Source organism: Chryseobacterium edaphi (assembly GCF_025628985.1).
GTDB classification, from domain to species: domain Bacteria; phylum Bacteroidota; class Bacteroidia; order Flavobacteriales; family Weeksellaceae; genus Chryseobacterium; species Chryseobacterium edaphi.
This window is the reverse complement of the sequence record NZ_JAOTEM010000002.1, coordinates 258,116-277,360: the sequence shown is the minus strand read 5'-3', so window position 1 is coordinate 277,360 and position 19,245 is coordinate 258,116. Positions and strand designations below refer to the sequence as shown.

Genomic DNA, 19,245 nt, shown 5'->3' with positions numbered 1-19,245 from the left:
TCTTAGAGCTTTTCTCTGTACATCGGGAATATAAATTCTCGCATGAAATCGTCATTTTCATTATACAAAAATTCTTCAATAGTGATTGATTTTTCACTTTTTATGGTATGTACAAAGAGTTGAGCCATATCGTAATTTGCCAAATTCATCGGTAACGTAATATCAGATTTTACCCACTGAATCCATTTAGGAATTTGTCTTTTGCTTCGCCATATTTTCATTAGTGAAAGGAATTCATTTTTATTTTCCAGCAATGACTCTATTGCAGCAATTTCTTTTTCTGTGATATTCCATTGAGCTTTTGATAAAATGATGTTTCCATATTCGACTCTTGGCAGAAATTTATAAATCTGAGAAAGACCTCCCCAATTGAAGTATAAACCTGTCCGAGTATTTTGTGAATTCAGATCTGACAAGAAGTGATAAACAGGTAAGGTATTGGTATAATAATTATGAGCGTTTGTTAGATGAGGCATAATTTCTTTATCGAATTTTTTAGAACGTAATATGATTCGATCGTTTTTCAAAGAAATATACAGATCATCAACCACTATTTGATTTTCTTTTGACAAAACGGATTGTGCCAAATACGGAATTTCGTATTTCCTTAGTGTTGGTCTTCTGATTACATTTCCGATTCTGGCTTCGGGAAGGTGGATAATTTCTGCTAAAATACAGTCTGGGTTTAGCTCTTCTTCTTTTTGTGTAATTGTTTTAGTTAGGTTCTGTACTTGTGATTTTTCAGAGCAGAATCTTCCTAAAAGATTTGCAGCACTGCTACCTCCTGTACTTCCGATGCATAACTTCTCTTGATTGTTTTCAGAAATGATTTCTACCATTACAGATAAAGTATCGGGCAAATCATACCATTTTTCTTCAAAGTCTTTAATATCATCATCTTTTAATGAGATTGTAAATTGTTTTTCTAATAAAGCTTCCTGTAATTTTTCATTAAGTATCATCTGAAATGGAGTTAGCTTAATATGGAAATTTTGTTTCTTTTGAGAATTATTAAGTTTTAAATCATCTATGTAAGGATGAATTCCTTTAACACTTTTGTTTTGAAGGTAGCCTATACCTATTTCTGTATCCAATACATATGATAAAGGTACTTCCTGAGTTTCAAATCTTTCGTAAAAGGCTTTTTTAAAATGTTCAATAGGTGTGTCTTTGCTTAGTAAAGTAATCTTATTGAGAAAACTCAAGCCTTTTTTAATTTCTTTTTTCCAATGAGTTGAAATTGTAATTTTATCTTTAAAGTATACGTCCGTTTGGAAGAGATATTTTTGCTCATAATCTGTTTTGAAAGATTTAATCAGATCTTCAATTTCTGAGTATAAAGAAACTTGGTTTCCGATCTTTAAGTCCAATTCGGCTAGTTTATTTTTTATCGAAATTAAAATGGCGGTCTTATTTTTAGCTTCAATTCGGCTTAGAACAGAAATTAGAGTGTCTAAAAAATCGCATCCTGAAACATTGGGCTCCAGTTCGCTTATCAAAACCTGATTGTCAATTAATTCTTCTATGAATTCATTAGCTTCTTCATAGCTTATTTCATCACTTATAAGAATTTCTGCAATCTGCGAGATTGTTTTTCCTTGTTTTGAGAAATCTAATATCTGAAATAACTCTTCAGAAAGTGGAGCAGACGAAATAATGTAATCTCTTTTTCCATCTTTATATTCGTACTCTACGTAACGAATTTTCTTCCCTATTTTATAAATACTATTATTTTGGGAATAAAGAAGTTGATTTCTGATGTTTGGATTTTTCTCTAAAGTCTTCGCGAGAGTATCCAGCAAATGCATATCTAATTTTGTATCCCTTACTGATTGTAATTTGATGTTGTCAGAAAGTTTGTCATTTTCTCTTTGATTATTAAATTTCCCCAAGCCAACTCCTGAAAATAATCCGAATGGGGTACATCTTGTACTCATTCTCGTGTAGTATTTTAAGATGGTGTTTTTAAGTTTTTGGTGTTGACTTGTGGATAATTCTTTTTTTGAATCTAACCAGTTTTTTAATTCTTTATATAAATTGGGAGACGCGAGATAAATTGCCTCCTGAAAAACCGAATTACTGCAAATTTCTTTTAATTCTCCATCCGAAAATGTTTCTTTGTATGCTTTTCCCTGAAAATTTCTGCGTGAAAATATGGGAGTACGTACGATATACTCTTCAAAAAAATGATAAGGGAATTGGGGCATTTTTATTCTTTTAGAATTGGAATTTCAATATAACTGTCGTTATACCATTTTATTTCCAAAGGTTCTCTTGCATCAGCTATTGTTTCTTCGCTTACGTCTTTTCCTGTGCCGTAGTTAATTTGATAGTAAGGACTCTTATTAATACCGACTGTCAGAACTAATTTGCTTCCTGCCTCTATTTTTTTACTTACAAATTCATTATTGTATATCGAGACCGTTTCTTTTTTATTTGGTGTAAGCAAATTTCTTTTTTTACTATTTTTTGCATAGCTTGCTCTTCCTAAATATGTTGATAATAAAAAATATTTTCCATTAGGCATAAGCTCATATAAGCACATCAAAACATCACAGTCTTTTTTATTCATTGAAAATTTTAAATTACCTGAAAAATTACCAGATAATTCAAATGGTTTTTCAAATGCATCCGTAGAGAAAATCAAATTGTTTTTATTATAAATAGTATCTTCAATTACATCATATTCCAGTTTGAGCAATTCATCAGCATCGGATCTGTTTTTATAATCAACTTTAAGGGATGAAAAACTTTTATTACTTAGTTTTGATTTTGATAAGATGTAGTTATTATCTTTATTTTCCAAATAAAATTTCATTTTATTATTATCAAAATCATGTATGGAATTTGTACTTTTCCATTGATTAGTACCCATAACTTGATAATTTATTTTATTTTTTAGAAATTCAGGTTTCTTTTTATTCTTTAATACATAGTCAAACCATTCAATACAAATTTTATCTAAATCAATATTGGCCACTTGATCCACATTATAGCCTTTCAAATCACTTTTTATATTTCCTTGAGCTCCGGAATGATCATATGGTCCAATAATTAAATAATGATTAGCGTTTTTATTATATTTATAATGTTCTCTAAAATAATACAATGCTCCTAACTGGTCTGTGTCATAATAACCAGTTGTTGTAAGAATAGGAATACTGATTTTAGAAAATTCTTTTTTATATGGAACCATTTTTTGCCAGTAGTTGTCATGGCTGGGATGAGAAAGCCATCGTTGGAAAATAGTATTTGGTTTTCCGCTAATAGAATCTAGCTTGTTGAAAGGTTTTCCACTTTCATACCATTTTTTATATATAGAATTCCACTTTTCTAAATTAGAAAAATCATCATAATCTGTCATTTTTGTATTCATTACGTAATTTAGCCAGCGCAAAAAATAAGATGAATATATATTGTTATTCATAGGAAAATCCATACTGCCAATTCCTACAGATGCTTGAGGTATTATTGTTTTCAATGCAGGATGCAATTGCTTTGTTGCGGCCCATTGGCTAAAACCTAAATAGCTTCCGCCGATCATTCCTACTTTTCCATTACTCCACGGCTGTTTTATAATCCAATCAATAACTTCATTGATATCTTCTGACTCATGTTCAAAAGGTTCAATTGCATTTGGGCTTAAATATTTACCACGCGTATTTACTATCGCTGCTGCATAGCCATTGATTGCATATTGTTTTGCTTCAGCTATATTATCTGTATCTGAATAGATAGTATTTATAAGGATAGTATTTTGAGCAGTTTTATTCTTGTTACTTAATATGATGCTGAGTGTAAGTATCTCATTGTTTTTTGTAATAACTTTTATGCTATCATAAATTATAAAATCTTCCTTTTCAAGTTTTTTAATTAACTTAGTTCCTAGATCAAATGTTTTTCCACCTATATTATAAGTATTATATTTTCTACATAATTGTACAGCATCTTTGATCTCAATACTTCCCTCTTTGATATTTTTTATTATTATTTCTTCAATGTCTTTTTTCGTTTGTATTTTATTATAAATAAAATACTGTGGAAAAGTAATTTGTGATTTTAAAGATAGATTTTTATATTTTTTTCTAAATTCTTCTTCATATATTTTATCAAAATCTTTGTTGTAATTTAATCTTTTTATAGTATTAATGTAAATTTCAAATTGGCTTCCCATTTCCTTAGACAGAGCGGGATTTCTTTTTGTATAAATGTCCCTAACAAGATTAAGGTGATAAAGTGCTAAATCATATTTTTCATTTACCAGATTTATTCTAAAAAGATTATCATAATACGCAGCAGAATCTTTTTCTTTGTATTTAACCTCGACTTCTTTCGCTAAATATTTAGCAATATTTTTAAAATTTGAAGAATCAGTTTTAATAAATTCTTGTAAACTTATTTTTTGACAAAAAACAAATTGTGAGAAAAAGATAAAATATATGAAGAAAATTTTTTTCATTAAAGTAATTGATTAGTTTTCAATACCACCATTTTTGTTTTTACTTTTTGTGAAAGTTTCATCCAAAACGGTATCATTACCAACACCATTATCTCCTCCTCTAATAGAATTCAATCTACTTGTGATTTTAGTCATCTGTAATTTTTTTAATGACAATTTTTTTTCTACTTGTTTCTGTTTTTTCATTTTGATTAAAATTTTAAATTAAGCTGCAAATAAACTCTAATTCATAAGTCGACCAAAAATATTGATCTCGAAATTTATCAATACCGTGTGTTTTTATTTGTAAGTTGTTGATTTTCAATTTATAATATGTTCGTTTCTTGATTGAGTAATTTTATGTAAAAAGAAGGAAGAGTGCCGGTTATCTTCTTAAAAGCATTAGAAAATGATTCCGAATTATTGTATCCTATTTCACTTGCAATAGCAGAAATTGTATATTTCCTCAGTTTTTCATTACTTTTTAATTCTTTCACGACATAATTGATCCGTAACTCATTCAAATATTGTGAGAAATTTTGCTCTTTAATTTCATTTACCGATTTTGAAAGATAGTCGCGATTTGTTCCAAATTCTTTTGCTAATCCGTCTATAGTTATGTTTTTATGAAGGAATTCTTTTTTTGTTTCAAATAACTCAAGTTGCAACTTCAATTCTGTTAGTATATTATGTGGAACTGTATTTTTTGGTTTTTCTTGAGGGGGATAATTTTTGTTGATCCAATCATCTGAATTAGTCGTTACTTCATGTACGAATTCGAATTCTTTTGTTGATTTTGATAATAAAATTTCTGCTTGTTTTTTATATTCTTTTACTCTCTTCTTATTTTTAATGAACATGAAAAGTAATATTGAAATAGTAAAAAACCCAATACCGAGAAACCAGTATAAGATAGAATTTTTGTTATTTAAATCAGAAATTAACTTTTCTTTCTCTTCCAATAAGATGGGTGTATCATATTTTTTATAAATTTCCTTTGAAAGATATTGCTTACTATTATTTATAATACTGTCTGCATGAAATAATTTATTAATATATTTAAGTTGGTTTTCTTTGTCTCCTTTGTTCTTATAATAATCTATCAGTATTTCATATCCGTCTCTAGTTACTGGCAAAAATTCATTCGAAACAAAAGAAAGCGAATCTGATTTTATGAAATAGTTGACGGCTTTTTTTTCATTTTTAGTTTCGGTATTAATTTTAGCTAAAAAATAATAAACAATTGCTAAATTAGGATGATCTTCATTCTTTAGAAGTTTTTTTTCAACAACTAAGAGATTTTCTGTGGCAATATTGTAATTTTTTAAATAATAATCGGCAATACCTTCCGACATTAGAAAATAAGCATAATGTGAATAATCATTGTGCTTTTTACATTCTGAAATTCCGATTTTATTATATTGTTTACTTTTTTGATAATTCTTTGTTTTGCTGTAAGCATTTGATACTGAAAATACAGAACCTATGTAGCTTTTAATATCTTTCTTTTCGGTGTTTACTTTTTGCTTTTGGTAATTATAATACTCCAAAAAAAGAGGAAGTGCCTCTTCATTTTCATCAGTAGCAGTTTTTAAAATTCCTATTAGTTTCTTGATATAATAAAACTGATCAGGATTTTTATTCTTAGAGGATTTTTGCGCTTCAATGTATTGATCTAAAGCTTTATTGTATTTCCAATCATAATTGTATAGAATGCCTTTTATAATATGTGCTTTTGCTGGATAGTCTTTAGTATCTACATTTTGTGTTATAGATAATAATGTATCTGCATATGGATGACCATTTTCAGATTTCAATCCTTTTATATGTGCAATTTTGTAATAGCCATCATAAATAAGATCTCTATTTTTCTCCTTTTTCCCTTTGCTTAAAATTGTATTGGCAAATATCTCTGCCTTATTATTATCTATTCTGAATACTTTATCATAAGCATTTTGTAGTTGCTCATAATTTTTGTTTTTAAGAGAATCAGGGATGTGGAAGTGTTTTATACTTTGTGAGAAGAATAAATTTTGACAGATTAAAAAAATTAAGAATAAAGAAAATCGGAACATTTGTGTTTTTATAGTGCAAAATTACATTTTTTTTAGAATTAATTAGATTTTCAATATTGTAAATTAAGTATTTGATTTTTAGTTAATTATTGTTTTTAGTATTTGTTTTTTTACCAATTTCGACTATTCCAAATCCAAAATATACCAATTTCGATATATGTTGTTTGTCTTTTTTAATTATCTCATGCATCTTTGCTTCAACAAAAACACGAATGTTTATTTTTTGTATGTGTACAGTACAAAATTATAAATATGAAACGCTGATCAGCAAAAGCCCCATGTCAGGGATTGTATGACAAAACTTAATCAAAAAAACAATTAAAAATTAAATTTATGAAAAAGCAATTTTTTTTATTCTTAGCATTATTAGCTTTCAGTTTTCACTATTGTAACGATAATAATCTCTTTTATAAAAATGACCTAAAAGAAGTTAAAATGAACACTGTTATAATAAAAAAAAGACTTAATAATAAAATCTATGATTTGAAGGTTTCTGTCGGCGAAAGCTTTTTAGGTAAAGTATCATCTTTGTCTATTGAGGTTTTAGGCAACGACAACACCTTAGAAAAAGTATTATTAGCAGATAAAGATAAAATAAACAAAAACATCGCAAATATTGTATCTATTTCAAACTCTGCAAGAGGTGGCGCAGTTGGACCAGTATTAACAATAGGAAGTTGTTTTTCTACGTGTAGTAGTACATGGCATTGTTCTGATAAACCAACGGAGACAGGCGTATTATTATGTTCTTTAGATTGTGTATTAGAGTGTGCCGGCGCATAAGATGAGAAATAAAATCACACTTTTTCTGTTTTTCGTTTGTCTCTCATTTTCCGTAGCAGCACAGTCATTTGTTGTGCAATACAATTATTCAAAACATATTATGAGAGACAGCACGACAATAATTTCACAGAATACTTTTTTAAATATTGAAAAAGATCGTTCTACATTTTTTAGTGAAGCGCAATATTTATCCGATTCTATTATCGCATCGGATCAAAAATTAGGAAAGAAGATTAATTTTAAGGGATTACCCAGCGATTTACTCGGTTGCTTTATTCAAAAAAAATATTCATCTAAAGAAGTGACCTATTATTCCGATGAGTTTGGTGAGCATGAATACAAGTATAATGAGAAACCAAAATTTGTATGGAAAATAAGCAAAGAAAGCAAAGAACTATTGGGTTATAAGGCTTATTTGGCTACGACTAGTTATGCAGGAAGAAATTACAAGGCATATTTCACTCCACAAATTCCTGTTCAAGACGGACCGTATAAGTTTTTTGGATTACCTGGTTTAATTCTTGAGATATTTGATGAAAAAAGGGATCATCATTTTTTGGCGACAGGTATTTCAAAAGAAAAGAAAATTTCTATCGACAGTCGTATTGCAACTACAAAGTATATTGCAACTACAAAACCAAAATTTGTCGAAATGAGAAAAAATCATATTGAAACACCTCTGCGAAGAATGTTTGAATTGATGGATAACACTCAAGTTTATGAAAAAAAAGATGCAAACGGCAACATCATTGATATGAGAAAAATCTTTAGTGAAACACAGAGAAAAATGATTGAAGAATATAAAAAAGAAAACAAAATTGAACTTTAAAAACAAAACGAAATGAAAAACAACTTTTTAATAGCATTAGCATTTTTATTATTTGGCTTCGCTACATTGAAAGCGAACAGCAAGTACACAGATAGAAACGATAAAGAATATTTTAGTTCTTTCAAAAAAAATGAAGCACCAAAGAATAAGAAATTCAATATTCTTAATAAAAAATCTGAGGTTGCTGGTGAAAATTTTTATGTGATTTACAAAGAAAACTCATTAGGTCAAGGTTTTTATTTTAAAATAGTATTGGATAAAAACGAAAAGCCTATTGCAACTTATTATGCAAATGAAGGTGATCAGCAGATTTCAGATTCAACAGTTGAAAATCTTAAGAGGGTTATTTTTGGACCAGAAAAATCTGTAGAATCTATTAGTGAAACTCCTACTCAATGTGTAACAAAATGTCATCGAACGAATAAATGTTATGATAAAGAAACATCAACAGGAGTTTTATTATGTTCTGCTGAATGCGGAATTGCATGTGCCTAAGTAAAAAATTTTCAATCAGTAAAATGATTTAGAATTTCATTACTGTACCGTCCTAAAAATCCGATACAGTAAATCAAAAATAAGTAATTAAACCAAAGCAAAAAAGTTTTGCTTTGGTTTTTGTTTTCAATTCAGAATGGTTGTGCATTTGGTTTGGAGTTAGATAATGTTTTGAAAAGTGAGTACGCAAACCTATATATTCGTAATTATCCTTCAATGCCTCAAAGCTTCGGCAATATTAAAGACACAACTTTGGAAGATGAATTATGTCACAAAGATTTCAAAAAATATTGGAATCTTACGAAGGATAAAATAGAAGTTTGTAAAGATTGTGAGTTTCGTTATATTTGTAAAGATTGCAGAGCTTATACTGAAAGAACCCATGAAGATAATGAAGGATTAGATATTTCAAAGCCTTTAAAATGTGGGTATGATCCTTACACCGGAGAATGGGAAGAATGGAGTACCAATCCTCTTAAAGAGAAAGCGATAAAGTATTATGGGATGCAAGAATTAGTTAAGAAAAATTAAATCACAATTAATTGGCAAAAAAATTCCCCAACTATATTCAGCCCGATTCCAAAGACTGCGGTCCCACATGTCTCAGAATAGTCAGCAAACATTACGGAAAAAGCATTTCGTTGCAGCAAATCCGTAACCTCTCAGAAACCACAAGAGAAGGAAGCAGTTTGTTGGGTTTAAGTGATGCTGCAGAAGATTTGGGTTTCCGTTCTTTGGGAGTACAGATCGATTTTAATACTTTGGCTGAAGAAGTTCCTTTTCCTTGTATTGTACATTGGAACAAAAATCATTTTGTCGTTGTTTATAAAATCGATAAAAAAAATCTCGTTTATGTTTCTGACCCTAGTTATGGTTTGATTACCTATACACGAGAAGAATTTATCAAACGATGGATTGGCGAAAATGCGAACGAAAACACGGAGGAAGGAATCGTCTTGATTCTTGAGACGACTCCCGCATTTTTTCAAACCGAATTTGACGATCAGGAAAGTAAAGCCAGTTTTTCTTTTCTTTCAAAATATTTACTGAAATACAAATCGTTGATCGTTCAATTGGCGATTGGTTTATTGGCGGGAAGTTTATTGTCACTTATCCTTCCTTTTCTTACCCAAAGTATTGTGGATGTGGGGATTCAGAATCAGGATCTGAATTTCATTTATCTGGTTTTACTGGCTCAAGTGATGCTGTTTTTAGGACGTATGGGAATTGAAGTCATCCGAAGCTGGATTTTGCTTCATCTTTCTACAAGAATTAATATTTCGATCATCTCAGATTTCTTTATTAAATTAATGAAACTTCCCATCAGTTTCTTTGATACAAGAATGACGGGAGATATTATGCAGAGAATCAACGATCATCACAGAATTGAGCAGCTTCTGACAAATTCTTCGCTCAATACTTTGTTTTCGTTGGTTAACTTAATCATTTTCAGTATTGTTTTGCTGTTTTATGATTACAGATTGTTTGTTGTTTATTTGGTCGGAGCGATTTTATATATTGGATGGATAACTTTTTTTCTCGGAAAAAGAAAAGAACTTGATTACAAAAGATTTTCACAGGTTTCTCAGGAACAAAGCAAAGTTATTGAGCTTATCAACGGAATGCAGGAAATCAAAATGCATAATGCCGAAAAGCAAAAACGTTGGGATTGGGAGTTTTTACAGGTTAAATTATTCAAACTTAGAATAAAATCACTTTCGTTAGAACAATGGCAGTCTGTCGGTGGAAATTTCATCAATCAGATGAAAGATATTTTGGTAAGTTTTCTTTCTGCCAAATTGGTTTTGGAAGGAAATCTTACTTTGGGGATGATGCTTTCCGTTCAGTACATTATCGGTCAATTAAACAGTCCATTATTACAATTGATTGACTTTATCAAACAAACTCAGGATGCCAAAATTTCTCTGGAAAGATTAGGCGAAATTCATGATAAGGAAGATGAGGAAAACAAAGACGAACAATATGCCACCGAAGTTCCGGAAAAAGATATCGAAATCAGCAATATGTCATTCAGATACATTGGTTCGGATGTTCCTGTTTTTGAAAATTTAAGTTTAAATATTCCTTTTCAAAAAACAACGGCAATCGTCGGAGCCAGCGGAAGTGGTAAAACGACGCTTTTAAAATTATTAATGAAATTTTACGAACCCAATGAGGGCGAAATAAAAATTGGGAATACCCAGATGAAAAACATTTCACCAAGATTCTGGAGAGATCAGTGCGGTGTTGTGATGCAGGAAGGTTATGTTTTTAATGATACGATTGCCAATAATATCGCAGTAGGTGAAGATTATGTAGATAAAACAAAACTTAGAAAAGCCGTCGAAATTGCCAACATCAAAGAGTTCATTGAAGGATTGCCGTTAAGTTACAACACGAAAATCGGAAATGAAGGACTTGGTGTAAGTGGCGGACAAAAACAAAGATTGTTCATAGCAAGAGCGGTTTACAAATCTCCGGAATATATTTTCTTTGACGAAGCGACAAGTGCTTTAGATGCGAATAATGAGAAGGTAATCATGGAAAATCTGGAACAGTTTTTCGAAGGCAAAACAGCCATTGTGATTGCTCACAGATTGTCAACCGTAAAACATGCCGATAAAATTATCGTTTTAGATAAAGGGAAAGTGGTGGAAGAAGGAAATCATATTGAATTGGTTGCTTTAAAAGGTGAATATTACAGGCTTGTTAAAAATCAGTTAGAACTTGGAAACTAAAAAAGATTTACTAGATAATATTGAGTTGCGCTCAGAAAGCGTACAGGATATTCTTACGGAACCGCCACATTGGATGTTCCGATGGGGAAATACAATTATATTAATCATATTGCTGCTTGTTTTAGTAATGAGCTACATCATTAAATATCCGGAATTTGTTCCGGCTCCGATTATTGTGACTTCGCAAAATCCGCCTGAGAAAATTGAAGCAAGAAGCAGTTCAAAAATCGAAAAAATATTTATTAAAGATCACACGAAAGTAAAAAAAAGAGATGTTCTAATTGTTTTGCAGTCAACGGCGAATTATCAGGATGTTTTAAAACTTAAAAAACTGGTCGATTCTCTTTCGTCTAATCAATTAACGGCATTTCCAGTTAATGAAGCTTCTCATTTTAAATTGGGCGAGCTTCAGGCAGATTACAACAGTTTCGCTAAAGCTTTTCAGGATGAAAGTCTGTTCACAAGATTACAACCTTATGCGCCGGAAAATATTGCTGCGAATCAAAGCATTTCAGAATCCAGAAGCAGAATTGCCAATTTAAGACAGCAAAAAAATCTGGAAGCTGCAAAAGCCGAACTTACGCGCAAAAGTTATCAGCGTTCGCAGGAATTATACAATCAGGGCGTAATTGCTGCCGTAGAACTTGAAGGTGAAAAAATTAAATATCTTCAGGCGCAACAAAATTTAGAAAACATCAATATTTCTTTGTCTCAGATGCAGGAAAGTATTTCCAATTTAAATAAAACAAAAAGCGGAACGGCAATTAATACCGAGAAAGATAAAATCAATTATTCTTCACAAACTTTGCAGTTATTTGAACAGCTAAGAAAGTCGCTAAAACAGTGGGAGCAAACATATCTCATCATTTCTTCTACAGACGGAATGGCGAGTTTTCAGCAATTTTTTGGTGAAAACCAGTTTGTAAAAGCTGGAGATCCGATCATCTCAATTTTACCGGATCATACAGAACAATTGGTAGGAAGAATGTCTGTGCCGACAGCAAATTCAGGGAAAATTATTCCAGGAGAAAAGGTTTTAATTAAATTAGACAACTACCGTTTTCAAGAATATGGAATTATCGAAGGAAAAGTGCAGAATATTTCTCTGATTCCCGATGATAAAGGAAACTATTATGTTGATGTTGTGTTGCCTAAAGGTTTAAAAACTTCTTATAACAAGACTTTAAAATTTGATAAAGAATTAAGAGGAAATGCAGAAATCGTGACCCAGGATTTAAGATTGATTGAAAGATTCTTTTATCAGATGAGGAAATTGCTTGGATATCAGTCATAATTTCATTTCTATTTTAATACTATTATTTTCAATTAGATATATATATAAGTTATACTTATTATTGAAATATAAAATCAACACACTGTTTGTCATTCTGTAAGAATCTCACCTGCTAAATGATAAAACATCTTTTAGATTCCTACAGAATGACAAACAGAGTGTTAAGATCATATTCTTATTTAATCATCTGTAAAATAATATTATATTTGGCTAAAACGGTTTTATGAAATATTTAATTATAATTTTCAGTCTTCTAATTGTTTCAGGTTGCGGCAATTGCGATCATTGTGATGATCAACCTGTGATCTATGATTATACCTTCTTAAATAATTCAGGATTTACTCTGGAAATAGTTCCGTTTGATAATGGTTTGCCGAATTACAGTAAAAAAGTAACGGTTCCGAATAATGCTAAAATTCAAAAACAATATAAAGACGGCGCTCCTTATGACGGATATAATATGGGAGTTTTGCTGTTTGAGGCTAATGTGTACGAATTGGATATTGTGTTTAATAATCAGAAAAAAGTTCATTATAAAAGTTGTAGCGATACCAATGATTGCAACGCAGATCCCCGAAATATTTTTAACAATCTGAATAACGGTGTGGGAACGAAAATTTATACCGTAACGCCGGATGATTATCAAAATGCCGGAAGTTGCAGCGGAAATTGTTATTAAAACAAAAAACCGCCTTAAAAAAGCGGTTTTATTTATATTAGATAATTCAAAAATATCTTAGAAATTATATCTAATTACTTTTTAATTAATCCTAATTCAATCAGTCTTTCATGTAAAAATTCTCCTGCTGTTGTATCTTCATATAACTTCGGATTCTTTTCATCAACACAATTTTCAAGTGCATTCAGCGACATTTCACTTACGGGATGCATAAAGAAAGGAATTGAATATCTTGAAGTTCCCCACAATTCTCTTGGCGGATTAACCACTCTGTGAATCGTAGATTTCAGTTTATTGTTGGTATGTCTTGAAAGCATATCTCCAACGTTGATCATCAATTCGTCTGGTTCTGCAATCGCATCAATCCATTCTCCTTTGTGGTTTTGAACCTGAAGTCCTTTTCCCTGAGAACCCATCAAAAGAGTAATCAGATTGATGTCTCCATGAGCAGCAGCTCTTACCGCATCATCCGGTTCCTGAGTGATTGGCGGATAGTGGATTGGTCTTAAAATAGAATTACCTTCAGCAATTTTATCATCAAAATAAAATTCGTCAATACCAAGATACAATGCCAAAGCTCTCAAAACATATTTTCCTGTTTTTTCAAGCATTTGGTAAGTTTCCTTACCTACTGCGTTGAATTTTGGAAGTTCGTCTACGATCACATTGTCAGGATATTGGCTTTTGTATTTTGAATCATCCGAAACATATTGTCCGAAATGCCAAAACTCTTTCAAATCACCTTTTTTAAATCCTTTTGCAGTTTCTTTTCCGAAACCTACATAGCCTCTTTGTCCTCCAATTCCGGGGATCTCGTACTTTTGTTTGGTTTCTGTGGGAAGGTCAAAGAAGTTTTTCACTTCTCCATAAAGATCACTTACAAGTTTGTCATCAAGGAAATGTCCTTTTAAGGCAACAAAACCAATTTCTTCGTAAGCTTTTCCGATTTCATTTACAAATTTCTGTTTGCGTTCCGGGTCACCCGAAAGGAAATCACGCAGGTCTACACTAGGTATTTTATCCATTTTATAGAAATTTTACGTGGGGCTAATTTACAGTTTTTAGATTATTTATTTATGAATTTATTTGTTGAATGCAAAAAGAAAGATTAAGATGTCAGGTAATATGACAAATGGTATAGGTTGCCAATAGACTTTTATTATATTTGAATATACTTAAATCATTTTGTATGAAAAAAGGATTTCTTGGTGTCATTATTTTTTGCCTGTATAGTTGTGCTCCTTATTCAATAACTGAATATAATAATCAAAGTGTAGTTATGGACGAATATTATTTTTCTGTAGGATATTTTTTTAATCATACATCGCGAATGAATAATTTACCAAAAGCAGGTTTGGTATTTCATGTTCAGGATAAGTCTGAAAAACAAAGAAAAATTAATATCCTAAGTGTTGAGTCTAAAGTTTATGGAAAGTTAGAATCCATTACAAGCAAGAGCTTTTCAAATGGGAATTTATTTTTTAAAGATATGACTTGGGAAGAAGGAAAAAAGACACATCAAAAAATTAAAACAGACACGATAAAAGTTGTAATTGAGGATCAGAAGGGGAGTTCAAAAGTAATATCCTTTTATAACTAATTTGATTTTTCTTTTTAAAAAATTGCTTTGAAAACATAGATTAAAACGGCCTAAATAAAATTTAATATCAATTAAACATTATGTAAATCATTTTAAAATTAAGCATTTATCCCTAAATTTGCCACATGAAAAAATATTCCTCCAAGAGAAGTATTCAGGTACTTGCCAATCTTTTTCAGCAATACGGAATTTTAGACGTTGTTATATCTCCGGGATCACGAAATGCTCCTCTGGCAATTCATTTTTCGGAATTGGATGACTTCAATTGTTTCAGTATCGTTGATGAAAGAAGTGCAGCCTTTGTAGCTCTTGGAATGGCAATAAGTGAAAAAAAACCGGTTGCAATCACCTGCACAAGCGGTTCTGCAGCAGCAAATTATTATCCTGCTGTTACGGAAGCTTTTTATTCAAATATTCCGCTTTTGATCTTAACAGCGGACCGACCAACAGATTACGTTGATCTTTTTGACGGACAAACGATCCGACAAAAGAATATTTTTCATCAGCATTCTTACGGCGATTTTGAACTGTTGGAAGACAGCAAAGACAATGCGGAAGATATTAATTCAGACATTATTAAAAAAGCAATTGAACTTTGTTTTGAAAAACAAGGTCCTGTTCATATCAATATTCCATTGGAAGAACCATTGTACGACTTGGTTTCGGAATTACCTAAATTTCCGGTTGTCGAAAAGACGATTAAAAAGAAAGAATACGAAATTCCGTCAAACTTAGTTGCCGACTGGAATACTTCACAACGTATTATGCTTTTGGTCGGGACAAAAGATTACAGTCCTGAACTGGAAAATCAGTTAACACAACTCGTAAAAAATCATACCGTTGTTGTTTTAAGTGAAGTCAACTCAAATCTGCATCACGATAAGTTTTTTAGACATATCGACCGTTATGTAACCCATTTTTCAGAAGAAGATTACAAAACCTATGCTCCAGATTTATTGATCACTGTTGGACAGAATGTTGTTTCTAAAAGGGTAAAGCAGTTTTTAAGAAAAGCACATCCAAAACAACATTGGCATTTGGATGAGGTTTGGCAACCCGATACTTATTTTGCTTTGACTCAAAAAGTTGAGGTAAAACCTGAAATTTTCTTCTCTAAACTTTTGCATTTTATCAATCTGGAACCAAAACCATATTACAATCTTTGGGATGTTTTGAGGGATAAAAAAGACAAAAAGCATTCTGAGTTTCTGAATCTGATTGAGTTTTCAGATTTTTATTTCTTCAATAAAGCTTCTAACAGCATTCCTGAGAATTACAATATCCATTTCAGTAACAGTTCGGCAATTCGATATGCGCAATTGTTTGATTTTGGTAAAAGAAAAATATATTGCAACCGAGGAACCAGCGGAATTGATGGTTCAACTTCCACAGCGATGGGTTTTGCGATTAAAAATGCAAAACCAACATTATTGATTACGGGTGATTTAAGTTTCTTTTACGATATCAACGGACTTTGGAATCAATACATTCCGCCATTTACAAGAATTATGATCTTCAATAATGGGGAAGGAAATATCTTCAAAATTATTCCGGGACCTGGAAATGCAAATCCTAATACTTTAGATGAATTTATCGCCACAAAACATCATAAAAATGCAGAGTTTTTAGCTAAACATTTTGGTTTCACTTATACAAAAGTGGAAGATGATGGAACGCTTGACCGTGTTTTAGATAATTTTTATAAACCTGATGTTCAGCCAAAAATCATTGAAGTTTTTACACAAGGAAAAAACAATGCAGATGTTTTGAAGGCTTATTTTAATTTTTTAAAATAAAATTAGAAGGATTTAAAATTTCATCAAAATTAATTTTCCCGTCCCTAAAGTTGTAATTGTGATGAAATTTTAATATAATTTTCCTCCTTTTAGGGTTGGGGAAAAGAAAATTATTTTAAAACTACTATTCAGAATAAATTCTAAAGATCTAAATAATCATTATTTCCGGGAAGATTGGTGATTTTAGAAATTGGATAGATAAACATATCATCAAAATCATTCAAGGCATTAATCAATTGAAAATGTGAAAATTCCTTGATGTTTTGCAAAGTGATTTCTGCTTCTTTGATTTTCTTTTTCTTTAAAAGATTTTGTCTCTGAACACCATTTAAAAGATAAGTTGATGGCGTAAACCATTCTTTCCCTTTTTGAAATAAAAGATTGGAAAACGATGTATCGGTAATGTGATTATTTTTGACAATAATAATTTCTTCAGCTTTAGATTTAGCCTTCATTTTTTCCAGTTCCTTACGGTCTTCAAACTTGAAAGAATAATCATAAATATTGTTCTCAACCAACTGAAAGTCGTGGATCTCCGGAATCGCATACGGAATCATCATGGTTCTGAATTTTTTATCCAGATCGTAAGTCAGCCTTAGTTTGTACAAGCCGTCCTCGTCATGATTCAGGTTTTTAAAAATTTTATCCAGATCGATAGAACCTTCTTTCCCGAAATGGGAAAAAGTATCGTTGACACGTTTTTGGTGATATTCCAGCAGGAACATTTCCTGATCTTCTACTTTAATGCTTTCAATGAATTGGGACATAAATTTTATTTTTCATTTCTTGATACTCGTCTTCTAATGTGCTCATGTGGGTAATTCCGCCACCGCTTTTGAAATAGAGTGTATCATTTTCTTTTTCAATAAAACGGATCATCACACAACTGTCGAGGTTCTCTCCGTCAAACCAGCCACAAACTCCCGTATAGAAACCTCTGTCAAATCCTTCTGCTTCGAGCGTGATTTCTAAAGTTTTCGGTTTTGGCGCTCCTAAAATTGATCCTGCAGGCAAAAGTTTTCGCATGATGCTGCCAATTTTCCCCTGAAATTCGGGCTTTAAATTCCCGGAAATTTCTGAACTCATAGCAAACAGATCTTTTTGCTGTGTTTTGAGGAAATCAATATGTTGGAATTTATCAACCTTCACATCATCTGCAACCATACTAAGATCATTTCGCAACAAATCGACTACGGTATAATGCTCTGCTTTTTCCTTTTTATCATTCTTCAAAATTTCCTCTGCATTGGGTAAAGATGCATCAATAGTTCCTTTCATGGGATAAGTGAGGATTTTGTTGTCACTGATCTTCACAAAAGTTTCAGGAGAAAAAAATACGAAAAAATCTTTATATAAAACCTTATATTTTGCCCTAGAATGATAGAAAATTTCTTCTAAAGTCAGGTTGGTTTCAATTTTTGTTTTCCGGGTATAATTAACGAGGTAAGAATTTCCTAATCTGATGTTTTTCTGAACTTTATCAAATCCTTTTTTAAAGCTTTCTATAGTTTCTGGAAAAGATTTCCATTCTGTTTTTTTATGTAGTTCTTCTGTTGGTTTTGTATTTTTAAAATTTTGAAAATCAATCAATAAACCCTTTTTTTCTAATTGTTCTTCAGTGTAAATTTCGATTTGATCCACAAGAAAATCTGTGATAAAGAAAAAGGGAACTTTCTGAAGCGAAAGTTCGTCCATTTCAATAAATTTTTGATGATTTGCCGAAAACATTCCGCAAAAGTAGTTATTGATGTTTACTTTTGCACAAATTATTTTCAATGCAGGAGAAATATCCACAAAAACCGGGACTCGATTTTATTTTAAAACAGGCTTTTTATTATTGGAACAGAACATTGCTTTATCAGCTGATGTTTTCAATCATTTATCTCGCGATATTTTTGACCGTGATGTTTTATTTTTCTGACAAATATGGAATTATGGATCAGTTCTTAGGTGCAGCTTCGGATTACATGAAAGCGGGACCGGCTGGAATGGACGAATATAAAAATAACATTGCAGCAATCATGGGAACCGAAGGTTTTCAGAATTTTTATTTAGGAATTGTTGCAGTTCAGATTTTTCTATATCCTTTAAATCTGGGATTTTTTCAAATTTTCAGAAAAATTGATTTAAAAGAAACAGTAGTTATCGGAGACCTATTTGCAGGATATAATGGGCTTAATTTTTTCCGATATGTAAGCTACTTTATTTTTTGGTTTTTCTTTTATACATTGATTGCTCAAACAATCATACTTCCCGTTGTTTGGGTATTGGTAACATTATTTGTAGCACCTTTGATGTTTTTCCAAAACAAAACAATTTTTGAAGGAATTGCCCTAAATTGGAAAGTTTTAAAGCTTTATTTTATTGAAATTTTCGTTTGCGTAATAGTTGCGATTTTATTTAAATATATTGGTTTTGCATTATTTTTAGTTGGCGGATTATTGACGTTGCCTTTCTGGAATGCAATGATTTATTCACTTTACAAAACCATTTTCGACGAAAAAAGTTAAATTTAAAA

The 19,245-nt window shown here is 31.1% G+C and carries 17 protein-coding genes; 10 read left to right on the top strand and 7 right to left on the bottom strand.

The features are described 5' to 3' along the window. Positions 1–2: 2 nt before the first annotated feature. From NZ698_RS09390 to NZ698_RS09375, 4 genes are all read right to left on the bottom strand, one after another. Positions 3–2,207: a lantibiotic dehydratase family protein gene (locus tag NZ698_RS09390; protein ID WP_263002853.1), complete on the bottom strand. Its 2,205-nt coding sequence runs from the start codon at positions 2,205–2,207 to the stop codon at positions 3–5. 2 nt (positions 2,208–2,209) lie between these two features. Continuing rightward, positions 2,210–4,459: a CocE/NonD family hydrolase gene (locus NZ698_RS09385; RefSeq protein ID WP_263002852.1), complete on the bottom strand. Its 2,250-nt coding sequence runs from the start codon at positions 4,457–4,459 to the stop codon at positions 2,210–2,212. Between the two features lie 12 nt (positions 4,460–4,471). Then, on the bottom strand, positions 4,472–4,645 hold the full coding sequence (locus NZ698_RS09380; protein WP_263002851.1) for a hypothetical protein: 174 nt from the start codon (positions 4,643–4,645) through the stop codon (positions 4,472–4,474). A 119-nt stretch (positions 4,646–4,764) separates the two neighbouring features. Further along, positions 4,765–6,513 (bottom strand): response regulator transcription factor, encoded by a 1,749-nt coding sequence (locus NZ698_RS09375; protein WP_263002850.1) that lies wholly within the window; start codon positions 6,511–6,513, stop codon positions 4,765–4,767. A 333-nt stretch (positions 6,514–6,846) separates the two neighbouring features. Here NZ698_RS09375 and NZ698_RS09370 point away from each other — a divergent pair, with 333 nt between their 5' ends. The 7 genes from NZ698_RS09370 (at position 6,847) to NZ698_RS09340 (ending at position 13,331) form a co-directional block, all read left to right on the top strand. After that, positions 6,847–7,296, top strand: a complete 450-nt coding sequence (locus tag NZ698_RS09370) for a hypothetical protein (RefSeq protein WP_263002849.1) — start codon at positions 6,847–6,849, stop codon at positions 7,294–7,296. Between the two features lies 1 nt (position 7,297). Then, positions 7,298–8,125 carry a GLPGLI family protein gene (locus NZ698_RS09365; protein ID WP_263002848.1) on the top strand — a complete coding sequence of 276 codons (828 nt, stop codon included), beginning with the start codon at positions 7,298–7,300 and terminating at the stop codon, positions 8,123–8,125. 12 nt (positions 8,126–8,137) lie between these two features. Then, positions 8,138–8,620 (top strand): hypothetical protein, encoded by a 483-nt coding sequence (locus NZ698_RS09360; protein ID WP_263002847.1) that lies wholly within the window; start codon positions 8,138–8,140, stop codon positions 8,618–8,620. Between the two features lie 108 nt (positions 8,621–8,728). Beyond that, on the top strand, positions 8,729–9,151 hold the full coding sequence (locus NZ698_RS09355; RefSeq protein ID WP_263002846.1) for a hypothetical protein: 423 nt from the start codon (positions 8,729–8,731) through the stop codon (positions 9,149–9,151). 11 nt (positions 9,152–9,162) lie between these two features. Then, positions 9,163–11,358, top strand: a complete 2,196-nt coding sequence (locus NZ698_RS09350) for a peptidase domain-containing ABC transporter (protein ID WP_263002845.1) — start codon at positions 9,163–9,165, stop codon at positions 11,356–11,358. Further along, a complete protein-coding gene (locus NZ698_RS09345; protein ID WP_263002844.1) occupies positions 11,348–12,652 on the top strand; it encodes an HlyD family secretion protein in 1,305 nt (434 codons plus the stop codon). The genes NZ698_RS09350 and NZ698_RS09345 overlap by 11 nt, the downstream gene beginning before the upstream one ends. Before the next feature lie 223 nt (positions 12,653–12,875). Continuing rightward, positions 12,876–13,331, top strand: coding sequence for a hypothetical protein (locus tag NZ698_RS09340; RefSeq protein ID WP_263002843.1), 456 nt, complete (start codon positions 12,876–12,878; stop codon positions 13,329–13,331). 74 nt (positions 13,332–13,405) lie between these two features. On the opposite strand, the gene NZ698_RS09335 is transcribed toward NZ698_RS09340, so the two are convergent. Further along, positions 13,406–14,356 carry an isopenicillin N synthase family dioxygenase gene (locus NZ698_RS09335; RefSeq protein ID WP_263002842.1) on the bottom strand — a complete coding sequence of 317 codons (951 nt, stop codon included), beginning with the start codon at positions 14,354–14,356 and terminating at the stop codon, positions 13,406–13,408. A 164-nt stretch (positions 14,357–14,520) separates the two neighbouring features. Here NZ698_RS09335 and NZ698_RS09330 point away from each other — a divergent pair, with 164 nt between their 5' ends. Together NZ698_RS09330 and menD are read left to right on the top strand one after the other, a co-directional pair. Continuing rightward, a complete protein-coding gene (locus NZ698_RS09330) occupies positions 14,521–14,931 on the top strand; it encodes a hypothetical protein (protein WP_263002841.1) in 411 nt (136 codons plus the stop codon). 125 nt (positions 14,932–15,056) lie between these two features. Further along, positions 15,057–16,727, top strand: a complete 1,671-nt coding sequence (menD, locus tag NZ698_RS09325; protein WP_263002840.1) for a 2-succinyl-5-enolpyruvyl-6-hydroxy-3-cyclohexene-1-carboxylic-acid synthase — start codon at positions 15,057–15,059, stop codon at positions 16,725–16,727. Positions 16,728–16,867: 140 nt separating this feature from the next. On the opposite strand, the gene NZ698_RS09320 is transcribed toward menD, so the two are convergent. Then, on the bottom strand, positions 16,868–17,494 hold the full coding sequence (locus NZ698_RS09320) for an aminotransferase class IV (RefSeq protein ID WP_263002839.1): 627 nt from the start codon (positions 17,492–17,494) through the stop codon (positions 16,868–16,870). Beyond that, complete coding sequence (locus NZ698_RS09315) at positions 17,478–18,455, bottom strand: aminodeoxychorismate synthase component I (RefSeq protein ID WP_263003405.1); 978 nt, start codon at positions 18,453–18,455, stop codon at positions 17,478–17,480. Before NZ698_RS09315 ends, NZ698_RS09320 begins: the two co-directional genes overlap by 17 nt. Positions 18,456–18,502: 47 nt before the next feature. Between NZ698_RS09315 and NZ698_RS09310 the strand changes: the two genes are divergently transcribed. Further along, complete coding sequence (locus NZ698_RS09310; protein WP_263002838.1) at positions 18,503–19,237, top strand: hypothetical protein; 735 nt, start codon at positions 18,503–18,505, stop codon at positions 19,235–19,237. Positions 19,238–19,245: the final 8 nt, after the last annotated feature.

Excerpts from the sequence above, each read along its gene's own strand:
- NZ698_RS09390 (WP_263002853.1), bottom strand. The coding sequence starts at position 2,207 with ATGCCCCAATTCCCTTATCATTTTTTTGAAGAGTATATCGTACGTACT.
- NZ698_RS09385 (WP_263002852.1), bottom strand. The coding sequence starts at position 4,459 with ATGAAAAAAATTTTCTTCATATATTTTATCTTTTTCTCACAATTTGTT.
- NZ698_RS09380 (WP_263002851.1), bottom strand. The coding sequence starts at position 4,645 with ATGAAAAAACAGAAACAAGTAGAAAAAAAATTGTCATTAAAAAAATTA.
- NZ698_RS09375 (WP_263002850.1), bottom strand. The coding sequence starts at position 6,513 with ATGTTCCGATTTTCTTTATTCTTAATTTTTTTAATCTGTCAAAATTTA.
- NZ698_RS09370 (WP_263002849.1), top strand. The coding sequence starts at position 6,847 with ATGAAAAAGCAATTTTTTTTATTCTTAGCATTATTAGCTTTCAGTTTT.
- NZ698_RS09365 (WP_263002848.1), top strand. The coding sequence starts at position 7,298 with ATGAGAAATAAAATCACACTTTTTCTGTTTTTCGTTTGTCTCTCATTT.
- NZ698_RS09360 (WP_263002847.1), top strand. The coding sequence starts at position 8,138 with ATGAAAAACAACTTTTTAATAGCATTAGCATTTTTATTATTTGGCTTC.
- NZ698_RS09340 (WP_263002843.1), top strand. The coding sequence starts at position 12,876 with ATGAAATATTTAATTATAATTTTCAGTCTTCTAATTGTTTCAGGTTGC.
- NZ698_RS09335 (WP_263002842.1), bottom strand. The coding sequence starts at position 14,356 with ATGGATAAAATACCTAGTGTAGACCTGCGTGATTTCCTTTCGGGTGAC.
- NZ698_RS09330 (WP_263002841.1), top strand. The coding sequence starts at position 14,521 with ATGAAAAAAGGATTTCTTGGTGTCATTATTTTTTGCCTGTATAGTTGT.
- menD (WP_263002840.1), top strand. The coding sequence starts at position 15,057 with ATGAAAAAATATTCCTCCAAGAGAAGTATTCAGGTACTTGCCAATCTT.
- NZ698_RS09320 (WP_263002839.1), bottom strand. The coding sequence starts at position 17,494 with ATGTCCCAATTCATTGAAAGCATTAAAGTAGAAGATCAGGAAATGTTC.
- NZ698_RS09315 (WP_263003405.1), bottom strand. The coding sequence starts at position 18,455 with ATGTTTTCGGCAAATCATCAAAAATTTATTGAAATGGACGAACTTTCG.
- NZ698_RS09310 (WP_263002838.1), top strand. The coding sequence starts at position 18,503 with ATGCAGGAGAAATATCCACAAAAACCGGGACTCGATTTTATTTTAAAA.